A 16,440-nucleotide genomic window follows, 5' to 3' on the forward strand; every position below is an offset into this window, starting at 1 on the left:
GCAGACACGATTCAGGTACTCGGCGGGGTGAGCAGGGTGACCGGTCCACAGTCGTGGCGGGTCACCGGATGGCCGAGGATGTCGCGTCCGGCGGTGACAGTCGTCGTTCCGTCGAGCAGAGCCGCCGCGGCGCGGGCCACTTCACCGGCAGCACGGCCGGGCAGTTCGCAGATGATGTTGTGCGCGGCCAGGATTCGAGTAACAGGCAGTTGCGCCAAACGCCGCGTCGAGGCGGCGAAACCGACCGGGTCCGCACCCGGACCGTGCAGCCAATGCGCCGCGGAGAGCACAGTGTCGCCGGAAAGCAATGTGCCCGAAGATCTTTCGAACAAGCACAGCGCGTCCGGGGCATGTCCGGGCGTGTGCAGCACCTCGACGCTTCGCCCACCCAGATCGATGATCTCGCCGTCGGCCAGAGTCCGGGTGACCGGCGTGGCCCCGACCGTCCACCCGGTCAGGTCCGGCAGCGGGCGCGGATGACCGACCCGAGCAAGGGTGAAGAAATACCGGGCGTCCAACTCGGCGAAACGACCGAATTCGGCGATGACATGGGTCATCGCCCCCGCGTAGGCACGCAGGAATTCCGGATCCGCCGCGTCGTGCGCACACCCGGATCCGCGCTCGGCCGCGGCGGGATGGGCACAGAAATCCCGCACTTCCAGATGCGCCGCCAGATCGGCATTGCCGCCCCGATGATCGATGTGGTGATGCGAGGACACCACCAGCACAGGCAGACTCGTCAGCTCCCGCACGATCACGGAGATGGGCGCGATCCCCAATCCCGAGTCGAACAGCAGCGCCGCGCGGGTTCCGATGACCAGATAGCAGGCCGCATGGCCGGGCTCGTTGATCATGTGGATATCCCGACCGACCTCTCGCACGTCGAACCAGGAGTGCGCGTCGACGCACGACGCCGGAACCGATGGCCTCATCACACCTCACCGATGTTGATCACAGTTACATTTGCCACCGTAGCGGCGAGGTATTTCCTCGACGTAAAGCTGCTGCGCCGAATGATCCGGATCACCAGAAGCCCAGCCCGGCAGTCGATCCCGGCACGAAGGTTCACGGCACTGTTACACGCGAAATGTTCATCACATCAACATTATCGGTACAGTCCGACCGGTGACCTTCGACGATCTGGACGACGACCTGCGATTGGCCTTCGCCGAATACGAACGGGCCCTGATGGCCAACGACGTTCCCGCCCTGGACGCCGCGTTCGCCGACGGCCCCCGCACCCTGCGCGGCGACTCCGGCGACGTGCTGGTCGGCCACGACGCGATCGCCGCGTTCCGGGCCGGTCGTGGCGGCGCACCGGCACGCACCCTGCTGCAGGTGCACACCCGCTCGCTCGGTCCCGACGCGCGGGTGATCGTGGCGCGGACCCGGCGCGCGGATGGGTTGCGCGGCATCCAGACTCAGGTCTGGGAGCGCAGCGGCGGACGCTGGGCGATCACGGTGGCCCATGTCTCCGCCGCACCGACTCCCGCGGCCACCCCTACCTCACCCGATGACCCGATCTGGCGTGTCGCGCCGGGACCCGAACCGCTCGCACGCGGCGGTGCCGGCCCGTTGACGAATATCCGTGTCGCGGTGAAGGATCTGTTCGCCGTCGCCGGACAGGCGATCGGCGCCGGAAATCCAGTGTGGCTGTCCGAGGCTCCGATCGAGTCCCGGCACGCGGCCGCGGTCGAGGCCCTGCTGGCGGCCGGGGCCGACGTCACGGGCATCGCGCACACCGACGAGCTCGCCTTCTCCCTGTCGGGCTCGAACGCGCACTACGGTGACACCCCCAATCCGGTTGCGCCGCAGTGCATCAGCGGAGGATCGAGCAGCGGTCCGGCCGCCGCGGTCGCGGCCGGGCTGGCCGACGTCGGCCTGGGCACCGATACCGCCGGGTCGATCCGCGTCCCCGCCTCGTACTGCGGGCTCTACGGCCTGCGCACCACGCACGGTGTCATCGACCGCACCGGTCTGGTGGGATTGGCGCCGAGCTTCGACAGCGTCGGACTGCTCACCCGCGATGCCGGTCTGCTGGCGCGTGCGGGTGCGGCTCTGCTCCCGCCGCAATCGGTCGAGCCGATCACCCGCGTGATCGTGGCCGCCGAGCTGATGAACCTGCTCGATCCGGCGGCACGAGAATCGTTCCGAGCCGCGGTACAGGCATTGACATTGCGCGCAGCGGCCTCCGGGACCGTGCTGCCACCGCCGGTCCTCGGCGCACTCACCTACCCGGACCCGGGCGGACTGGACGCCGTCTTCACCGCGTTTCGCACGGTGCAGACGGCACAGGCATGGGATACCCACGGCGAATTGCTGACCGCGCATCCGGACGCACTCTCCCCGGAGATCGCCGCCCGCTTCCACGCCGGACGTGATATGGACAGCGCCACAAGGCAATCGGCCCAGCGACTGCTGGACGCGATGCGCGCGCAGCTGCTGCGATCACTTCCCCCGGGCACGGTCTTGGCATTGCCGTCCACTTCCTCGGCGGCGCCGCGGCGCGGCACCGACCCCGCACTCCTGGAGTCGGTGCGGCAGGCGACATTACGTCTGACCTGCCTGGCCTCCCTCGCCGGACTGCCGGCGCTGAGCATCCCCGCAATGCGGGCGGACACCCTGCCGATCGGCCTGTGCCTGGTGGCCGCTCCCGGACAGGATCACAGCCTCCTGGCCTTCGCCTCGGCACAGACCGACCCTCGCTAGCTCGACGAACCGCCGCCGGAGCTGGACGCGCCGCAGATATCCCGCTCGGACATCACAGCTCGAGCACCAAACGTTCTCCCGCACATCGGGATACGCAGATCATCATGGACTCGTTCTCGGCGCGCTCCTGCGGGGTCAGCACCGAATCGCGGTGGTCCACCTCCCCGCTCACCACACCCGTCTCACAGGTGCCGCAGGTTCCCTCGCGGCACGAGGACAGTGCCACCACACCGGAGGCTTCGGCCACCTCCAGGATCGATCGGCCGGCGGGCACGCTCAGCGTCAGACCCGATACCGCCAGGGACACCTCGAAGGCGCGCGAGTCGGCGGCGCGGAGGTCCGCGGCGGTGAACCGTTCGGCGAACACGTCCACCGCCTCGAGCCCGGCGCAGGCGGCCTCGGCCGCGGCGATCAGACTCATCGGACCACACGTGTACACGGCCGTTCCCGGCGACGATCCGGCCAGGCCGGCGGCCAGGTCGAACCGCCCGTCGCGGGTGGAATGGTGGAGGGTCACCGAATTCCCGTAGCGCTCAGCCAATTCCCGGGCGTACGGCATGCTCGCACCGTCCCGGCCGGTGTACACCATCCGCCAGGGCCGACCACTCCGCGCGGCAGCGGCCACCAGCGGCAGCATCGGCGTGATCCCGATCCCGCCGGCGACGAAAACGTAGCCGAGCGCACGGACCAGCGGAAAGTGGTTGCGCGGCGGTCGAATCGAGATATGCGCTCCGACCCCGAGCATCTCGTGCGCCCGAACCGAACCGCCACGCCCGTGCGGTTCGCGGAGCACCGCGATCCGGTAGGTGGACAGGTCGGCGGGATCCGAGCACAGCGAGTACTGCCGGACCAGCGCATCGGACAGCAGCAGGTCGATATGGGCGCCGGGCTCCCAGGCGGGCAGGGCGCCGGAGCCGGGACGCGCGAACGTGAATTCCTCGATATCGCGCGCCACACAGCGCCGTTCGCGCACGACGACATCGATGAGGGCCGCATCGGCGGAGGTCGAGGTGATCATCGGGTGCTCCCGGAAGTCGGGGCCCCGCCGGACTATCCATCCCAGCCACGGGAATCCGCCTCGCGCCCGGCCGCTTTCACGACGATCAGCCTGGCCTGCGGGGCGTCCACCACACGCCACCGGTGTGGTGTGCCGCCAGTGTAGTAGAGGCTGTCCCCCTCCGCGAGCCGCGCGTCGCCGTGATCGCCCAGATCGACCACGATCGCCCCGCTCACGACGTACACCCACTCGTCCTCGTCGTGCACGAAGTACGGTCCGAAATCGGCGCTCACGTCCACGAATTCCTGCGGATAGAACGCGGCCCGACCGTGCACCAGCAGCCGGGTCGACCCCTCCTCCCGGCCCGATCGGGCGATGCCGCGCGGCAATTGCACGCCCTCGTGCGACCGGATCACCTGGGACTGCGCCGTATCCGCGGATTCACCGCGACCCGCGGTGTCGGCGGCCAGCATGAGCTCCACCTGCGTGGTGCCCAACGCCTCGGCGATCCGGGCCAGGGTCAGCATGCTGGGCCGGGCCAGGCCGCGTTCGAGCTGGCTCAGGAACGGGTGCGAGATCTGTGCCTGTTCCGCGAGCCTGACCAGGGTGAGGCCGGACTCGCGCCGCCGCCGGCGGATCTCGGCGCCGAGCAGCACCCGGGGATCCGCGCCATCCGGCCCGGATCCGTTCTGCGCCTTCATATCCCGCACCTTCCCTCGTCATCGTCCGCTGATTTCGCCGACTTTCGCCGGGCAAGGGACGAATTAACAAGACCGTAGCCAGGTGGTTCATCTACCCGAAACACCCCGGCTGAATAGTACTGAATGTTGATCACATCAACATTACCTGTTCCGCTACGCCTCGCCGACCAGCCACGGCGCGAGCCACCACCACCCGCTCAGCGAAGGATCTCCATGGATCATCATCTACCGCACCGCATTTCGCGGATCTGTGGTGCGAGGACCCCGGACGGCGAGGTGGTCGACGTCGAGCTGGGCCAGGACGGACCGCACGCAACAGTCACCGCGGTGCGGCCGAACACGTCCCCGCCTCCGCACGAGGATCCCGAGACCGTGGATCTGACCGGTTTCGTCCTGCTCACCGCGCCCGCCGAACCGCACGCCCATCTCGACAAGGCCCTGTCCTGGGATGTGCTCGCACCACCGGACGCGGACCTGGCCACCGCGATCGAGGTGTGGCGGCACGGCAGCCCGGAGCTGGACGAGGAGTCGTTTCATCGGCGTGCCACCGCCGCCGCCCTGGCCCTGCTGCGCAACGGCACCACAGCGATCCGCACCCACGCCGACATCCTCGGCGGCCCGGACCCGTTGCGCGGCATCCGCGCGGTGGACCGAGTGCGCCGGGAGCTGCGCGGCTTGGTCGACATCGAGATCGTCGCCCTGGCTCCGCCCGGTTCCGATGCCGCCGTGCTCGACGCGGCCCTGACGGCCGGGGCCGATCTGCTCGGCGGCGCACCGCATCTCGCACCGGACCCCACCGCGGAACTCACCCGGCTGCTCGACTTCGCCGAAGCCCGCTGTGTCGGAATAGATCTCCACGTGGACGAATTCCTGCGGGGCGACCACCACACGCTCGCGCACTACGCCCGGCGGGTAGCCGCCTGGCCCGCGGACCGCATCCGCACAGCGGGGCACTGCTGCCGCCTGGGCACCCTGTCGGCCGAGGAACTCGCACCCGTCCTGGCGTTGCTGGCCGAGGCCGGCATGGGGATCGTGAGCCTGCCCCTGACCAACCTGTACCTGCAGGGCCGGGACGAGCCGATCGCCACCCCACGTGGACTCACCGCGCTCACCGCGCTGCTCGGGGCAGCGATCCCGGTGGCCGCGGGCGCGGACAACGTGCGCGACCCGTTCAACCCGCTCGGCCGCAGCGACGCCCTGGAGACCGCCGCTCTGCTGATCGCGGCCGGACATGTTCCGCCACGCACGGCCGTGCACCTGGTGACCGACGGGGCGCGCGCGGTACTGGGTCTGCCCCAGGCGGGCGCGAAACCCGGTGCGCGCGCGGAGTTTCTGGCCGTGCGCGGCACCAGCCTGCTCGACGTCGTCGCCACCGCGCCGGCCGACCGGATCGTCATCCGCGACGGCGCGATCATCTCGATCGGCCGCACCGAGCACCGCACGGCCGATGTCGTCCCATTGGAGGTCTGATGTCTACCGAACTCACCCACCCCGTCATGCACGAGGCGCCACCGCGCCCCGGCACGCAGGTCCTGGGTTTCTCCTCGACCCGGCTCACCTATCCGAACGGCACACTCGCCCTGGACGGCGTCGATCTGACCGTGCGCGCGGGCGAATTCGTCAGCGTGGTCGGGCCATCGGGGTGCGGAAAGTCGAGCCTGCTGCGGATCGCCTCCGGATTGGAGTCCGCCACCGGGGGCTACGCCCAGGTGGGCGCGAACCGGATCGGCTACGTCTTCCAGGATCCGACGCTGCTGCCGTGGCGCACGGTCCGCGACAACGTCGCCCTGCTGGCCGAACTGGACCGCGTGCCCAAGGCCGAACGCTACCGGCGCGCCCGGGAGGCCATCGAACTGGTCGGGCTCACCGGCTTCGAGGATCAACTGCCGCGCATGCTGTCCGGCGGTATGCGGATGCGCGCGTCGCTGGCCCGCTCGCTCAGCGTCGATCCCGAATTGTTCCTGTTCGACGAGCCTTTCGGCGCGTTGGACGAGATCACCCGCGAGCGACTGGGCGACGAGATCACCGAACTGTTCGCCACCCGCCGATTCGCCGGACTGTTCATCACCCACTCGGTCGCCGAGGCCGTCTACCTGTCCACCCGCGTCGCGGTGATGTCACCGCGTCCGGGCCGGATCGTCGCCGAATTCGAGGTCCCGTTCGAGTTTCCGCGCCGACCGGAAATCCGCTACACCCACGCCTTCACCGACCTGGCGAGCCGAGTCTCGCAGTCACTGCGAGGAATTCACGCATGAACACCGGAACACACACCTCCCCCGCACCTTCGGACACGCCCACCGGCCCCGACGCCGCAGGAGCGGCGAATAATGACGAAATACGCTCTGCCGCTGATATTTCCGCAACGGTGACCCGATCAGCCGAAGCGACCGCACGCAGCGATGAAGATCCAACCGCCGCAACCATTTCCGCGCAGTCGGCAGCGGACTCCTCCGATGCCGCACGCACGGCCCCCCGTCGGCTGCGCACGGTGATCGCCCCGCTCGCGGTGCTGGCCCTGGTGATCGGCGTCTGGTACGCCATCAGCTACGCGCTGCTCACCCCCGCGCGACGGTTCCTGATGCCCCCGCCCCAACAGGTGATCACCGACGGGCTGCTGGGCCCGCAAGCCCAGGAGATGTGGCAGGCACTGGGCCGCACCGCTACCGTCGCCGGGGTCGGGCTGGTGATCGCCGTCGTGTTGGGCATCGTGTGGGCGGTGCTGATGGCGCAGGCGCGCTGGGCCGAGACGGCGCTGTTCCCGTACGCGGTGGTCATGCAGTGCATCCCGATTCTGGCGCTGGTGCCGCTGATCGGGTTCTGGTTCGGATTCGGTTTCATCTCCAGGGTTTTCGTATGCGTGCTGATCGCGCTGTTCCCGATCGTCTCCAACACTCTGTTCGGCCTGAAATCGGTCGACAAGGGGTTGCGGGAGGTGTTCGCACTGCGCACCAGCAGCCGGTGGACCGTGCTGCGCAAGCTCGAATTCCCGGCCGCCATGCCCGCGATCTTCGCCGGTCTGCGGATCTCGGCGGGCCTGTCGGTCGTCGGCGCGATCGTCGGCGACTTCTTCTTCAAGCAGGGCGATCCGGGCATCGGCATCCTGCTGGACAACTACCGGTCCCGGCTGCAGGCGCCGCAGCTGTTCGCGGCCATCCTGCTGGCCTCGGCCCTCGGTGTGGTCGTGTTCGTGCTGTTCGGCCGGCTCGGCCGCAGGATCGTCGGCGCCTGGTACGACGACGCCCGCCACTGACCCGTTCCCCTCTCCAGGAAGCGACACCCCCATGCGAAAGATCCCCCTGCCGCGTGCTGTCGGCGCAAGTGCCGCCGCGGTTCTGCTGAGCCTGACCGCGCTGACCGGATGCGGCCAGAGCAGCAGCGCCACAGCGGGTTCCGGCTACACCGGACCGATCGGCCCGGTGAACCTGAAACAGGTCTGCCCGGCCAAGATCGTCGTGCAGACGGACTGGAACCCCGAAGCCGAACACGGCTTCACCTACGAAATGCTCGGTCCCGAGCCGAAGATCGACGCCGCGGCCAAGCGGATCGTCGGTCCGTTGTTCGCGCACGGGCAGTACACCGGCGTCGACCTCGAGATCCGGGCCGGCGGTCCGGCGATCGGCTTCCAGTCGGTCACCTCGCAGATGTACCAGGACACCTCGATCATGTTCGGGTACACCGATACCGACCACTCGGTGCAGACCGCGGCCACCACGCCGACCACCGGGGTGTTCGCGCCGCTGCGCATCAACCCGCAGATGATCATGTGGGATCCGGCGACCTACCCCGGCGTGCACACCATCGCCGGCCTGAAGGCTGCCAAGGCCACCGTGCTGTACTACCAGGGCACCCCGTTCATGGACTATTTCCTCGGCGCGGGCATTCTCGACAAGAGCCAGGTGGACGGCAGCTACGACGGCACACCCGCGAATTTCGTTGCCGCCCAAGGCAAGAAGGCTCAGCAGGGCTTCGTCAGCGCCGAGCCGTACCTGTACCGGCAGAAGATCGACCAATGGCGCAAACCGGTCGCCTATCAGCTGATCAACGACGCGGGATACCCGATCTACGCATCCGAACTGGCAATCCGTTCGGGTGATCTCGGCGCCGACGCCGCCTGCCTGCAACGGCTGGTTCCGGTGATGCAGCAGGCCGACGTCGACTACTTCGCCAACCCGGCCAAGGTCAACGCCCTGATCGTGGAGGCGGCCGCCAAGTACGACACCGGCTGGGTCTACGACTCCGGCGAGGCCGACTACGCGACCACCACGATGCGCGAACTCGGCATCGTCGGCAACGAGAACGGCGCCGCCGGCGCCTTCGATCCCGCACGCGTGCAGCACATCATCGACATCACCCGGCCGGTCTATGCCGCGGAGAAGGTCAGCGTCCCAGCGAACCTGACGCCCGACCAGATCGCCACCAACCGGTTCATCGATCCGAAGATCGGATTCGGTTCATGACCGCCACACTCGCCGCCCGTCCCCGGTTCGGCCCCGGCGACCTCGACGCCCTGATCGACGAGCTGCTGGCACTGCTGGGCCCGCGCGGGGTCAGCACCCTCGATCGCGCGCTGGACCGAGCCGCCCGCGACGGCTCGACGATGAGCCCGATCCTGTCCGCGCAACCGCTCGGCCGCCCCGACGTCGTGTGCTATCCCAAAGCGGCGCAACAGGTTCCGGCTATAGTGCGAGCCGCGATACGGTACGGCGTCCCGATCACCGCCCGCGGCAAGGGCACCGGCAATTACGGCCAGGTCGTACCCCGCTACGGCGGTCTGGTGATGGATATGACCTCACTGTCTGCCATCGGCGAACTCACCGAGACGACCGTGACCGCCGAGGCGGGTGCCCGGATGATCAACCTCGAGCAGGCCGCCTGGGACGCCGGACGGCAGTTGTGGATGTATCCGTCGACCGCACAGTCCACCCTCGGCGGATTCCTGGCCGGCGGGTCCGCGGGCACCGGGACCATCGTGCACGGCCGCAACCACATGGGTTTCGTCGAATCGGTCGACGTGGTCTACGGCCACGAGGACGCCGAACTGGTCCATCTCACCGGACCCGACGCGCAACCGATGGTGCACACCTACGGCGTGGCCGGCATCATCGTCGCGGCCACCGTGCGCATCGAACCGTTGCAGGACTGGAAGTGCCTGTACGCCAGCTTCGACTCGCACTACGACGCCTTCCCGGCCGCGCTGCGGGCCGCGGCGATCGAGCCGAAACCGCGGCTGCTGTCGGCCGATTGCGCCACGGTCGTCGAGGCGCTGCCCGCGGATCCCGCGTTCGTGCCGGGCCGGGCGAACGTCCGCGGCATCATCGATTCCGCCGCACTGGACGAGACGATCAGCGTGCTGGTCGCCGCGGGCGGGCGCATCGAGGCAGTGCGCACCGGGCTCGCCCATACGATGCGGTTGAGCACCCTGTCCTACAACCACCCCACCTGGTGGCTGCAGAAGGCGGTGCCGGACACCTACTTTCACATGGAGTGCCAGGGCGAGGCGCTGGTCACCCGGCTACGCGAGGTGGAGGCGGTCTACCCGGGCGGCATGCTGCACCTCGAGACCGGACACGGGACGATGTTCGGGATGCTCAACGGCATCTACCGCGATCCCGAGCAGGTCTACGCCGGGGTGCCCGCCCTGGCCGAACTCGGCGTGTCGGTACATTCGCCACATCAGTCCTACGTCGACCTGGACGCGGACCGCGTGCGGGAATTGGCCCGCACGACCGACCCCAAAGGGCTGCTCAATCCAGGAAGGTGGCACGAATGACCACGTCCACACGGAATTTCTTCGACCTCACCACCGCCGAAGTTCCTGTTGCGCTGCACCGCGATTCGATCCTCGTGCTGCCGACCGGAGCGATCGAGCCGCACGGGCCGCATCTGCCGCTGCGCACCGATCTGCTGGTGGCCGAGGCGATCACCAGCGCCGCGGTCGAACGCGCCGCCGCCGCGGGGCACGACGTGTGGTTGCTTCCGGCGCTCGGATACACCAAGTCCGACGAGCACGCCAACCTGCCGGGGGCGATGTGGCTGGAGGCGGAAACCCTACTGCACACGGTGATCGACCTCGGTCGCAGCATCGCGGCGACGCCCGCGCGGCGGCTGCTGTTCGTGAACTGCCACGGCGGCAATTCGGCCCTGCTCGAGGTGGCCCTGCGGGAACTGCGTCGCCGTTTCGACCTGCAGACCTTCCTGCACGGCTCGCCCGCCGAGCCGGGACCGACCGAGGAGGGGTTCGGAATCCACGCGGGATGGGCCGAAACCTCGCTCATGCTGCACCTGCGACCCGACCTGGTCGACATGAGCAAAGCGAAACCCGCTGTGCCGCAGGCAATCTCCGGAATGAAGCAGGTCGGATTCGGTAAGCCGGTCCGATTCGGCTGGCTCGCCGACGATTTCGCCGAATCCGGCGTTATCGGTGACCCGACGGGCGCCACCGCAGAACTCGGTGCCCAGATGTTCGCCACCAAGGTCGACGCACTGGTGGACGCGATTCCCGAGATCGCCGTCTTCGATCCGGGACGGGTGGTCCGCTGAACGACCACCGGCGGACGGCCGTACACGTCTGCAACGCCGGCCTTTCCGCAGCGCTGTGCATTCGGCGAATGCGCAGCACCGCCACGGGACCCCGAATGCCGTGACCTTCGTGACATTTGAGCGACCAGCCACCTAGGCCAGATCGGACATGTCGAGCACGAAGCGATAACGGACGTCGTTGCGGGCGAGCCGATGGAGTGCGTCGTTCACGCGCTGCGAGGGGAGGACCTCGACGTCGGCGGTGATGTGGTGGTCGGCGCAGAATTCCAGCAGCCCGGCGGTCGCAGGCCTGCCGCCGCTGCCTGCGGAGGTGAGGTTCTTGCGCCCCACGAGCAAGTCGGTGGTTTGCACGGTGATCGGTCCGAGGTGACCGAGGTGGCTGAGTGTTCCGTCCATGGCGACGAGCCGCAGGAAGGGGCCGAGGTCGTGGGGGGCGGAGATGGTGTCGATAAGGACGTCGAATCGGTCCCGGGCGGCGGTCAGCTGTTCGGCCTCGGTGGAGACGATGAGTTCATGGGCCCCGAGGCGGTGCGCGTCGGCGGCCTTGTCCTGGGACCGGCTCAGCACCGAGGTTTCGGCACCGAGTGCGACGGCGAGTTTGATCGCCAGATGTCCCAGCCCGCCCAGGCCGGCCACCGCGACCCGGGTGCCCGGCCCCACACCGGCACTGCGCAACGGCTCCCACACCGTGATTCCGGCGCAGAGCAGCGGCGCTGCGGCGGCTGGATCCAGGCCGGCGGGCAGGGGGTAGGCGAACCGGTCGCGCACGACGTACTCGCGGGAGTAGGCACCCAGTGTGGTCGATCCGTCGTGCCGGTCGGTGCCACCGTAGGTCAGGGTCGGGAACTCGTAGCAGAAGTTCTCCTGACCTGCCCGGCACATGGCACACACACCACACGAATCGACGATGTTGCCGACCGCGACGGGGTCGCCGGCGCCGAATCGAGTGACGTCGCTACCGACCTCGGTCACCACGCCGGTGAACTCGTGCCCCGGCACCAACGGCACGTCCTTCCTGCCGCGATGCTCGTGCACGGCGTGCAGGTCGGAATGACAGACACCGCAATAATCCACTCGCACCGCGACATCATCGGGCCGCAGAGCTCGCCGCTGCAGAGGTCCACGCTGCAGTCTCATCGTGGTCGCATCAGCATGCCACCCCACCGTGCTTCTCATAACACCTCCTGGATAAACAGACTGTTCTGTCTATCGCGATGGTAGTGGCGGTCGGCACCGAAGTAAACAGACTGTTCTGTTGATAGGCTGGCGATCATGACCGACAGGCCCCGCACCGCCCGTGGTGAAGCGACCCGCGAGCGCATTCTCGAGGTGGCGACGAGCGAATTCGCCGAGCACGGGATCGCCGGGGCTCGCATCGAACGGATCGTGGCGCGGGCGCGTACGAACAAGGCACAGCTCTACGGTTATTTCGGCAACAAGCAGGGCTTGTTCGACGCCATCTTCTTCGGCTCGCTGGAGCGGATCACGAATGTCGTCCCCATCGACGCTACCGATCTCGCGGACTGGGCTGTGCGCCTCTACGACGAGTACCTCCGCCGGCCCGACCTGATCCGGTTGGCCACCTGGGCGCGCATGGAACGACGCCCTGCCGGTCACCTGGTGGACGACGCCGACCGTCTCGACGACCACAAACTGCGCGCCATCGCCGAGGCGCAGGCCGCAGGGATCGTGCGCCCCGGCGATCCGTTCGACATCATGGCCCTGGTCATCGCCATGTCGATGGCATGGTCGCCGGTCAGCAACGTGTATGCCGCAACAGCCCAGGAACCATCCGACGTACACGAGCGCCGCCGCACCTTGCTCCGTGAGAGCGTCGAGCACGCCGTGACGCTCGGCTGAAGCTGCCGGCCCCGCGCAACGCACCAGCGGTGCAGCACACTGGTGGGCCGCACGGTCTCGTTCCCGGTGGCTCCGGAGCGAGGTACTCCGCAGGCTCTCCGAACTCGCTCAGCGGTATCCAGTGCGCGTGTGTGGTGGAGCCGAGGGCGACGGTAAGAGTTGACAGCGGTCGGACCCACCGGCGTGTGGCCGCCGACTTCGGATACCAGGCTCTGCAACGGTTCTTTTCCGATGGAGCGCAGTGTGTCGAGCGACCGGTTCAGCATACCGGCGGCGCATTCGCGAATCCTGTTCCCGTGGGGTCAGCGCAGCGACCAGGGCGCCGCAGCTCGCTTCTGGGCCCACCGCTGCGGATCGCATTCGAGCGAGTCTCGGTCCCAATGGCCGAGTTCGGCTGCTGCCGCATATGTTTCGCGCAGGAACGCGGTCACCAGCGCGTTCGGATCGTCCGCGGCACGCACCCTTTCATAGGGCAGGACGAACTCACCCAGATCGGCGTCGTACGCTGCGCCGGGGACACGCAGCCGACGTTCGCGGTAGCCCTCGGGTTCGGGATAGGAGTACGCGTAGAACGCGCCTTCCGCACCGCCGCCGGGCCAGAATCCGCAGCTGCTGAGCTCGTGGCTGTAGCCCTCCACCATCACCCAATCGGCACAGTGCGGCGCACCGCCGCCGTGCTCGGGCGCACTCCGTCCCGAGAAACGGGTACACGCCAGATCCATTGCACCCCAATAGAAATGCACCGGACTGGATTTACCGCTGAAGCCGGAACGGAATTCGTTGAGCAGGCGGTTGGCATGCACGAGCTGTCTCCAGAACGTCTGCGCGGACTGTGGATCGTAGGAGATGTGCTGGGTGTCCTCGGCGAACGGAATCGACGGGTCGACTTCATTGGGGCGTCCCTGGATCCGGGTCTCGAGCCCCAGTTCGTCCAGGGCTTGCATGGTTTCGGTGTAGAACTGCGCCACCGATTTCGGCGTGAGCGCCACGCACCGGGTATCGCCGTTGTCGGCCCGGATCACCAATTGCTGTGCGCAGAAATCGAATTCGATATCGAAGAGCCGATCGGCATAGGGGATCGCCGAGGTCGTGAGCCCACGCGGACTCACATAGAGGGTGACCTGCCACCAGTGATTCAACAAAGGAGCATGCGCGAGCCGGATCTTGCCAACCACCTGTGTCCACATGTGCAAGGTTTCGCGGGTATCGGTCCATTCCGCCACCCGCAGCTGTGGCCACTCGCTGGTGGAATTCGTCTTCGGCATATCGGTAATTCCCTTCGTCCTCGGTTTCGATTCAGGTCCGGACTCAATGGAACGTCAAGGCCTCACCGGGCGGAGGTTCGTCGCGTCCGATCACGAAACGAGGCAGGTCGACGGCATTTGTCACGGCACCCCAATCCGAACAGCGGGTCGGAAACACGACAGAGCCTACGACACCGCAAACCGGGATTGTCACGCTTGCCCGATCCATCGGCAGCCACTCCCCCACCGCCAATCGACCTCCGCTACGGAGTCACCGCGGTCGGAGAAGCGGGCGCGTCACGGACCAGTATCTGTTCGCCGCATTGGGCTGGGCACCGGGAACTCGCTTGTCTTCACCATCACAGAGCGGCGGCTTCTCGTGGCCGCCCCGGGCGGGCGGCCCGGTCGCGATGCACGACGGCTTCGTCCACGTCCCGTTCCGGCTGCGCCGACGGGAGGCGGCCTGGTGATCGGAGACCGGTGATGTTGCCGGTCCACCCGTCCGCCGGATGTCTGAACCAGACGGCGCGGCAGCGGGATCGCCAGCAGTACCCGCAGGGGCACCGGGTCAACCGGACTGGCAACGGAGCCAGCACAGGCATCGTGCCGTCACCGAGTGTCGGCCACTACCGAAAGCGAGGCAGAGCCGTTGAATTCACAGTCCCATACGGCGGGCAGGTGCCGACTGTCATTGTGGCGGACGAGTGTCCATCGCCAGTGCCGCGGGTCTTCGGAACGTGACTCGTATCTCCACTCGGTGATCCCTGTGTAGCCGACTTCGGCAGTGGCGTGGTAGAGAGTTGGAACGATACATTGAAAGTGTTGTGCTGCAGCGAGAATCGTTTCCCGGTGGCAGACGAGTACCACAGTCTCGCCGTGATGCCGGTGCGTCAAGAGGTCGAGCAGTTGCCCGACTCGGCGAGCCGAAGTCGCCCAGGAATCAGCACCGGGTGCGATCGGGCCGTCCACCGACCATCGCTGTGTTTCTGCGGCGCCGGAAAGTATTTCGGCTCTGCGGCTACCTTCTGCAGCACCGAGCTGGTGATACGGGAACTCGGACCGGAGGGGTACACCGAATGCTTCCGCAATCGGCTCCGCAGTCTCTACGGCTCGCCGGACGCCGGTCGAGTAGACGACGCGCACATCCAACCGATCTCGTTGTACTGAAAGGTATTCCGCGACGGCGCTAGCTTGTTGACGGCCACGATCGGTGAGGCCGCGGCAGTCGCGCTCGCCGGCGAACACACCCTCGACATTGCTCCAGCTCTCTCCGTGGCGAACAAGTAGCAGCCGCAATCCGCGGGATGGTTTTGCCGAATGCGGGCATTGCGGGTCTGGGGTGCGCATGCTTGTAGCGGTCTCTTTCTCGAAATCATGTTGTAACGGTGGAAATTCCATGAAGTTCAGGCGGGCTGATCGAGCAGGAGACGCGTGGCGACGCGCCCCGCCGCACGGACCGACACTTCCGGAGCAGGATTCGCGAGGTCGTGGTAGTCGGCCACGATGGCCGGAGGAACTCTTCCCGATGAATAATCGAAATAGCGTCCAGCCGCTCCCCCGGTCGCGGCAATCGGCACCACTGGCCTGCCGAGCTGGTCGGCGAGCTGCGTCTCGTACTCGGTACCGTCGTCTCCACCGATGACGATCACCATGTCCGATCGCTCGAGAATGGTCACCCGAGCCTCGTTCAGGCTTCCCGGCAGGCATTCGGTCCTCCCGAGATACCGGGTGATGGGCTGGGGTCTGCGAGATTCGGTACGCCGGTACAAGGTATAGCGTTCAAGGGAAGCGGGACCGCCGAAATCAGCCTGTTCCGCGAAGGCGTATCCGGCGGTCATTACGACACTGGACGCCATAGAACAGACAGTGACCCGGATCGGAAGCTGATCCAGCACGATACCCAGCGCTCTCGCCGTGGCATCCATCGAGGAGTCGTGATGGTAGCCCGCGAGAAATATGGTGGGCAATGAACTGGACTGCGGTATCGGGGGTCGCGCGTGAAACTTCGGGTACTCGTACATGAGAACGCCAGCGATTTCGTCCACGACTCGGCCGCGATGTTGCCAATATTCATGCTTGGTGAAGATATCGCGCGCGGCGAACCACTTGACGCGCTGGTCGACGTTCATACCGTGCAGGGCCTTTTCCGTGGGCAGCGCGGCCTGCGCGATTCCCCGGTCTCTCGCCGAGCCGAATGCGTTGGTCTGCCGCACAACCGTGGCGACGATCCAGCGCGCCAAGTCGCCGCGAGCGATGGGATCCGCGGGCGGTGGTGCGCCGGTCAAGATATCCATGACCTTGTTCTCGGAGGTGATCAACGCTTCGATGGTCAACTTCATACCGCCGGTGCGGCACAGGTCGAGCAGAGCATTCCCCAGTGCCGAGTCGG

The 16,440-nt window shown here is 67.4% G+C and carries 15 protein-coding genes; 8 read left to right on the forward strand and 7 right to left on the reverse strand.

Going from position 1 to position 16,440, the window contains the following annotated elements:
* Window positions 1–11: 11 nt before the first annotated feature.
* Window positions 12–854: an MBL fold metallo-hydrolase gene (locus tag AC5WS7_RS33960; RefSeq protein ID WP_495958716.1), complete on the reverse strand. Its 843-nt coding sequence runs from the start codon at window positions 852–854 to the stop codon at window positions 12–14.
* A gap of 271 nt (window positions 855–1,125) precedes the next feature.
* On the opposite strand from AC5WS7_RS33960, the gene AC5WS7_RS33965 reads away from it, so the two are divergent.
* Window positions 1,126–2,709, forward strand: coding sequence for an AtzH-like domain-containing protein (locus tag AC5WS7_RS33965; protein ID WP_495958717.1), 1,584 nt, complete (start codon window positions 1,126–1,128; stop codon window positions 2,707–2,709).
* 52 nt (window positions 2,710–2,761) lie between these two features.
* On the opposite strand, the gene AC5WS7_RS33970 is transcribed toward AC5WS7_RS33965, so the two are convergent.
* Both AC5WS7_RS33970 and AC5WS7_RS33975 read right to left on the reverse strand, forming a co-directional pair.
* Window positions 2,762–3,727, reverse strand: coding sequence for a PDR/VanB family oxidoreductase (locus tag AC5WS7_RS33970; protein ID WP_495958718.1), 966 nt, complete (start codon window positions 3,725–3,727; stop codon window positions 2,762–2,764).
* Window positions 3,728–3,759: 32 nt separating this feature from the next.
* Window positions 3,760–4,407, reverse strand: coding sequence for a helix-turn-helix domain-containing protein (locus AC5WS7_RS33975; protein WP_495958719.1), 648 nt, complete (start codon window positions 4,405–4,407; stop codon window positions 3,760–3,762).
* Between the two features lie 213 nt (window positions 4,408–4,620).
* Between AC5WS7_RS33975 and AC5WS7_RS33980 the strand changes: the two genes are divergently transcribed.
* The 6 genes from AC5WS7_RS33980 to AC5WS7_RS34005 are packed head-to-tail and all read left to right on the forward strand — an operon-like array spanning window position 4,621 to window position 10,947.
* Window positions 4,621–5,877 (forward strand): amidohydrolase family protein, encoded by a 1,257-nt coding sequence (locus AC5WS7_RS33980; RefSeq protein WP_495958720.1) that lies wholly within the window; start codon window positions 4,621–4,623, stop codon window positions 5,875–5,877.
* Between the two features lie 26 nt (window positions 5,878–5,903).
* On the forward strand, window positions 5,904–6,662 hold the full coding sequence (locus AC5WS7_RS33985) for an ABC transporter ATP-binding protein (protein WP_495958850.1): 759 nt from the start codon (window positions 5,904–5,906) through the stop codon (window positions 6,660–6,662).
* Entirely contained in the window at window positions 6,659–7,657 is a 999-nt protein-coding gene (locus AC5WS7_RS33990; protein ID WP_495958721.1) for an ABC transporter permease, read from the forward strand. Before AC5WS7_RS33985 ends, AC5WS7_RS33990 begins: the two co-directional genes overlap by 4 nt.
* Before the next feature lie 31 nt (window positions 7,658–7,688).
* Window positions 7,689–8,864 (forward strand): ABC transporter substrate-binding protein, encoded by a 1,176-nt coding sequence (locus tag AC5WS7_RS33995; RefSeq protein ID WP_495958722.1) that lies wholly within the window; start codon window positions 7,689–7,691, stop codon window positions 8,862–8,864.
* Complete coding sequence (locus AC5WS7_RS34000) at window positions 8,861–10,177, forward strand: FAD-binding oxidoreductase (protein WP_495958723.1); 1,317 nt, start codon at window positions 8,861–8,863, stop codon at window positions 10,175–10,177. The genes AC5WS7_RS33995 and AC5WS7_RS34000 overlap by 4 nt, the downstream gene beginning before the upstream one ends.
* Window positions 10,174–10,947 carry a creatininase family protein gene (locus tag AC5WS7_RS34005; protein WP_495958724.1) on the forward strand — a complete coding sequence of 258 codons (774 nt, stop codon included), beginning with the start codon at window positions 10,174–10,176 and terminating at the stop codon, window positions 10,945–10,947. Before AC5WS7_RS34000 ends, AC5WS7_RS34005 begins: the two co-directional genes overlap by 4 nt.
* A gap of 132 nt (window positions 10,948–11,079) precedes the next feature.
* On the opposite strand, the gene AC5WS7_RS34010 is transcribed toward AC5WS7_RS34005, so the two are convergent.
* Entirely contained in the window at window positions 11,080–12,123 is a 1,044-nt protein-coding gene (locus AC5WS7_RS34010) for an NAD(P)-dependent alcohol dehydrogenase (protein WP_495958725.1), read from the reverse strand.
* 96 nt (window positions 12,124–12,219) lie between these two features.
* On the opposite strand from AC5WS7_RS34010, the gene AC5WS7_RS34015 reads away from it, so the two are divergent.
* The gene (locus tag AC5WS7_RS34015; protein ID WP_495958726.1) at window positions 12,220–12,807 is read left to right on the forward strand and encodes a TetR/AcrR family transcriptional regulator; all 588 of its coding nucleotides are present in this window, start codon (window positions 12,220–12,222) and stop codon (window positions 12,805–12,807) included.
* 302 nt (window positions 12,808–13,109) lie between these two features.
* Here the strand turns inward: AC5WS7_RS34015 and AC5WS7_RS34020 are convergent, their stop codons facing one another.
* The 3 genes from AC5WS7_RS34020 to AC5WS7_RS34030 form a co-directional block, all read right to left on the reverse strand.
* The gene (locus tag AC5WS7_RS34020; protein ID WP_495958727.1) at window positions 13,110–14,072 is read right to left on the reverse strand and encodes a DUF5996 family protein; all 963 of its coding nucleotides are present in this window, start codon (window positions 14,070–14,072) and stop codon (window positions 13,110–13,112) included.
* 588 nt (window positions 14,073–14,660) lie between these two features.
* Complete coding sequence (locus AC5WS7_RS34025) at window positions 14,661–15,449, reverse strand: histidine phosphatase family protein (protein ID WP_495958728.1); 789 nt, start codon at window positions 15,447–15,449, stop codon at window positions 14,661–14,663.
* A gap of 5 nt (window positions 15,450–15,454) precedes the next feature.
* Window positions 15,455–16,384 carry a hypothetical protein gene (locus AC5WS7_RS34030; RefSeq protein WP_495958729.1) on the reverse strand — a complete coding sequence of 310 codons (930 nt, stop codon included), beginning with the start codon at window positions 16,382–16,384 and terminating at the stop codon, window positions 15,455–15,457.
* Window positions 16,385–16,440: the final 56 nt, after the last annotated feature.

Source organism: Nocardia sp. PLKS1-43, assembly GCF_059510335.1.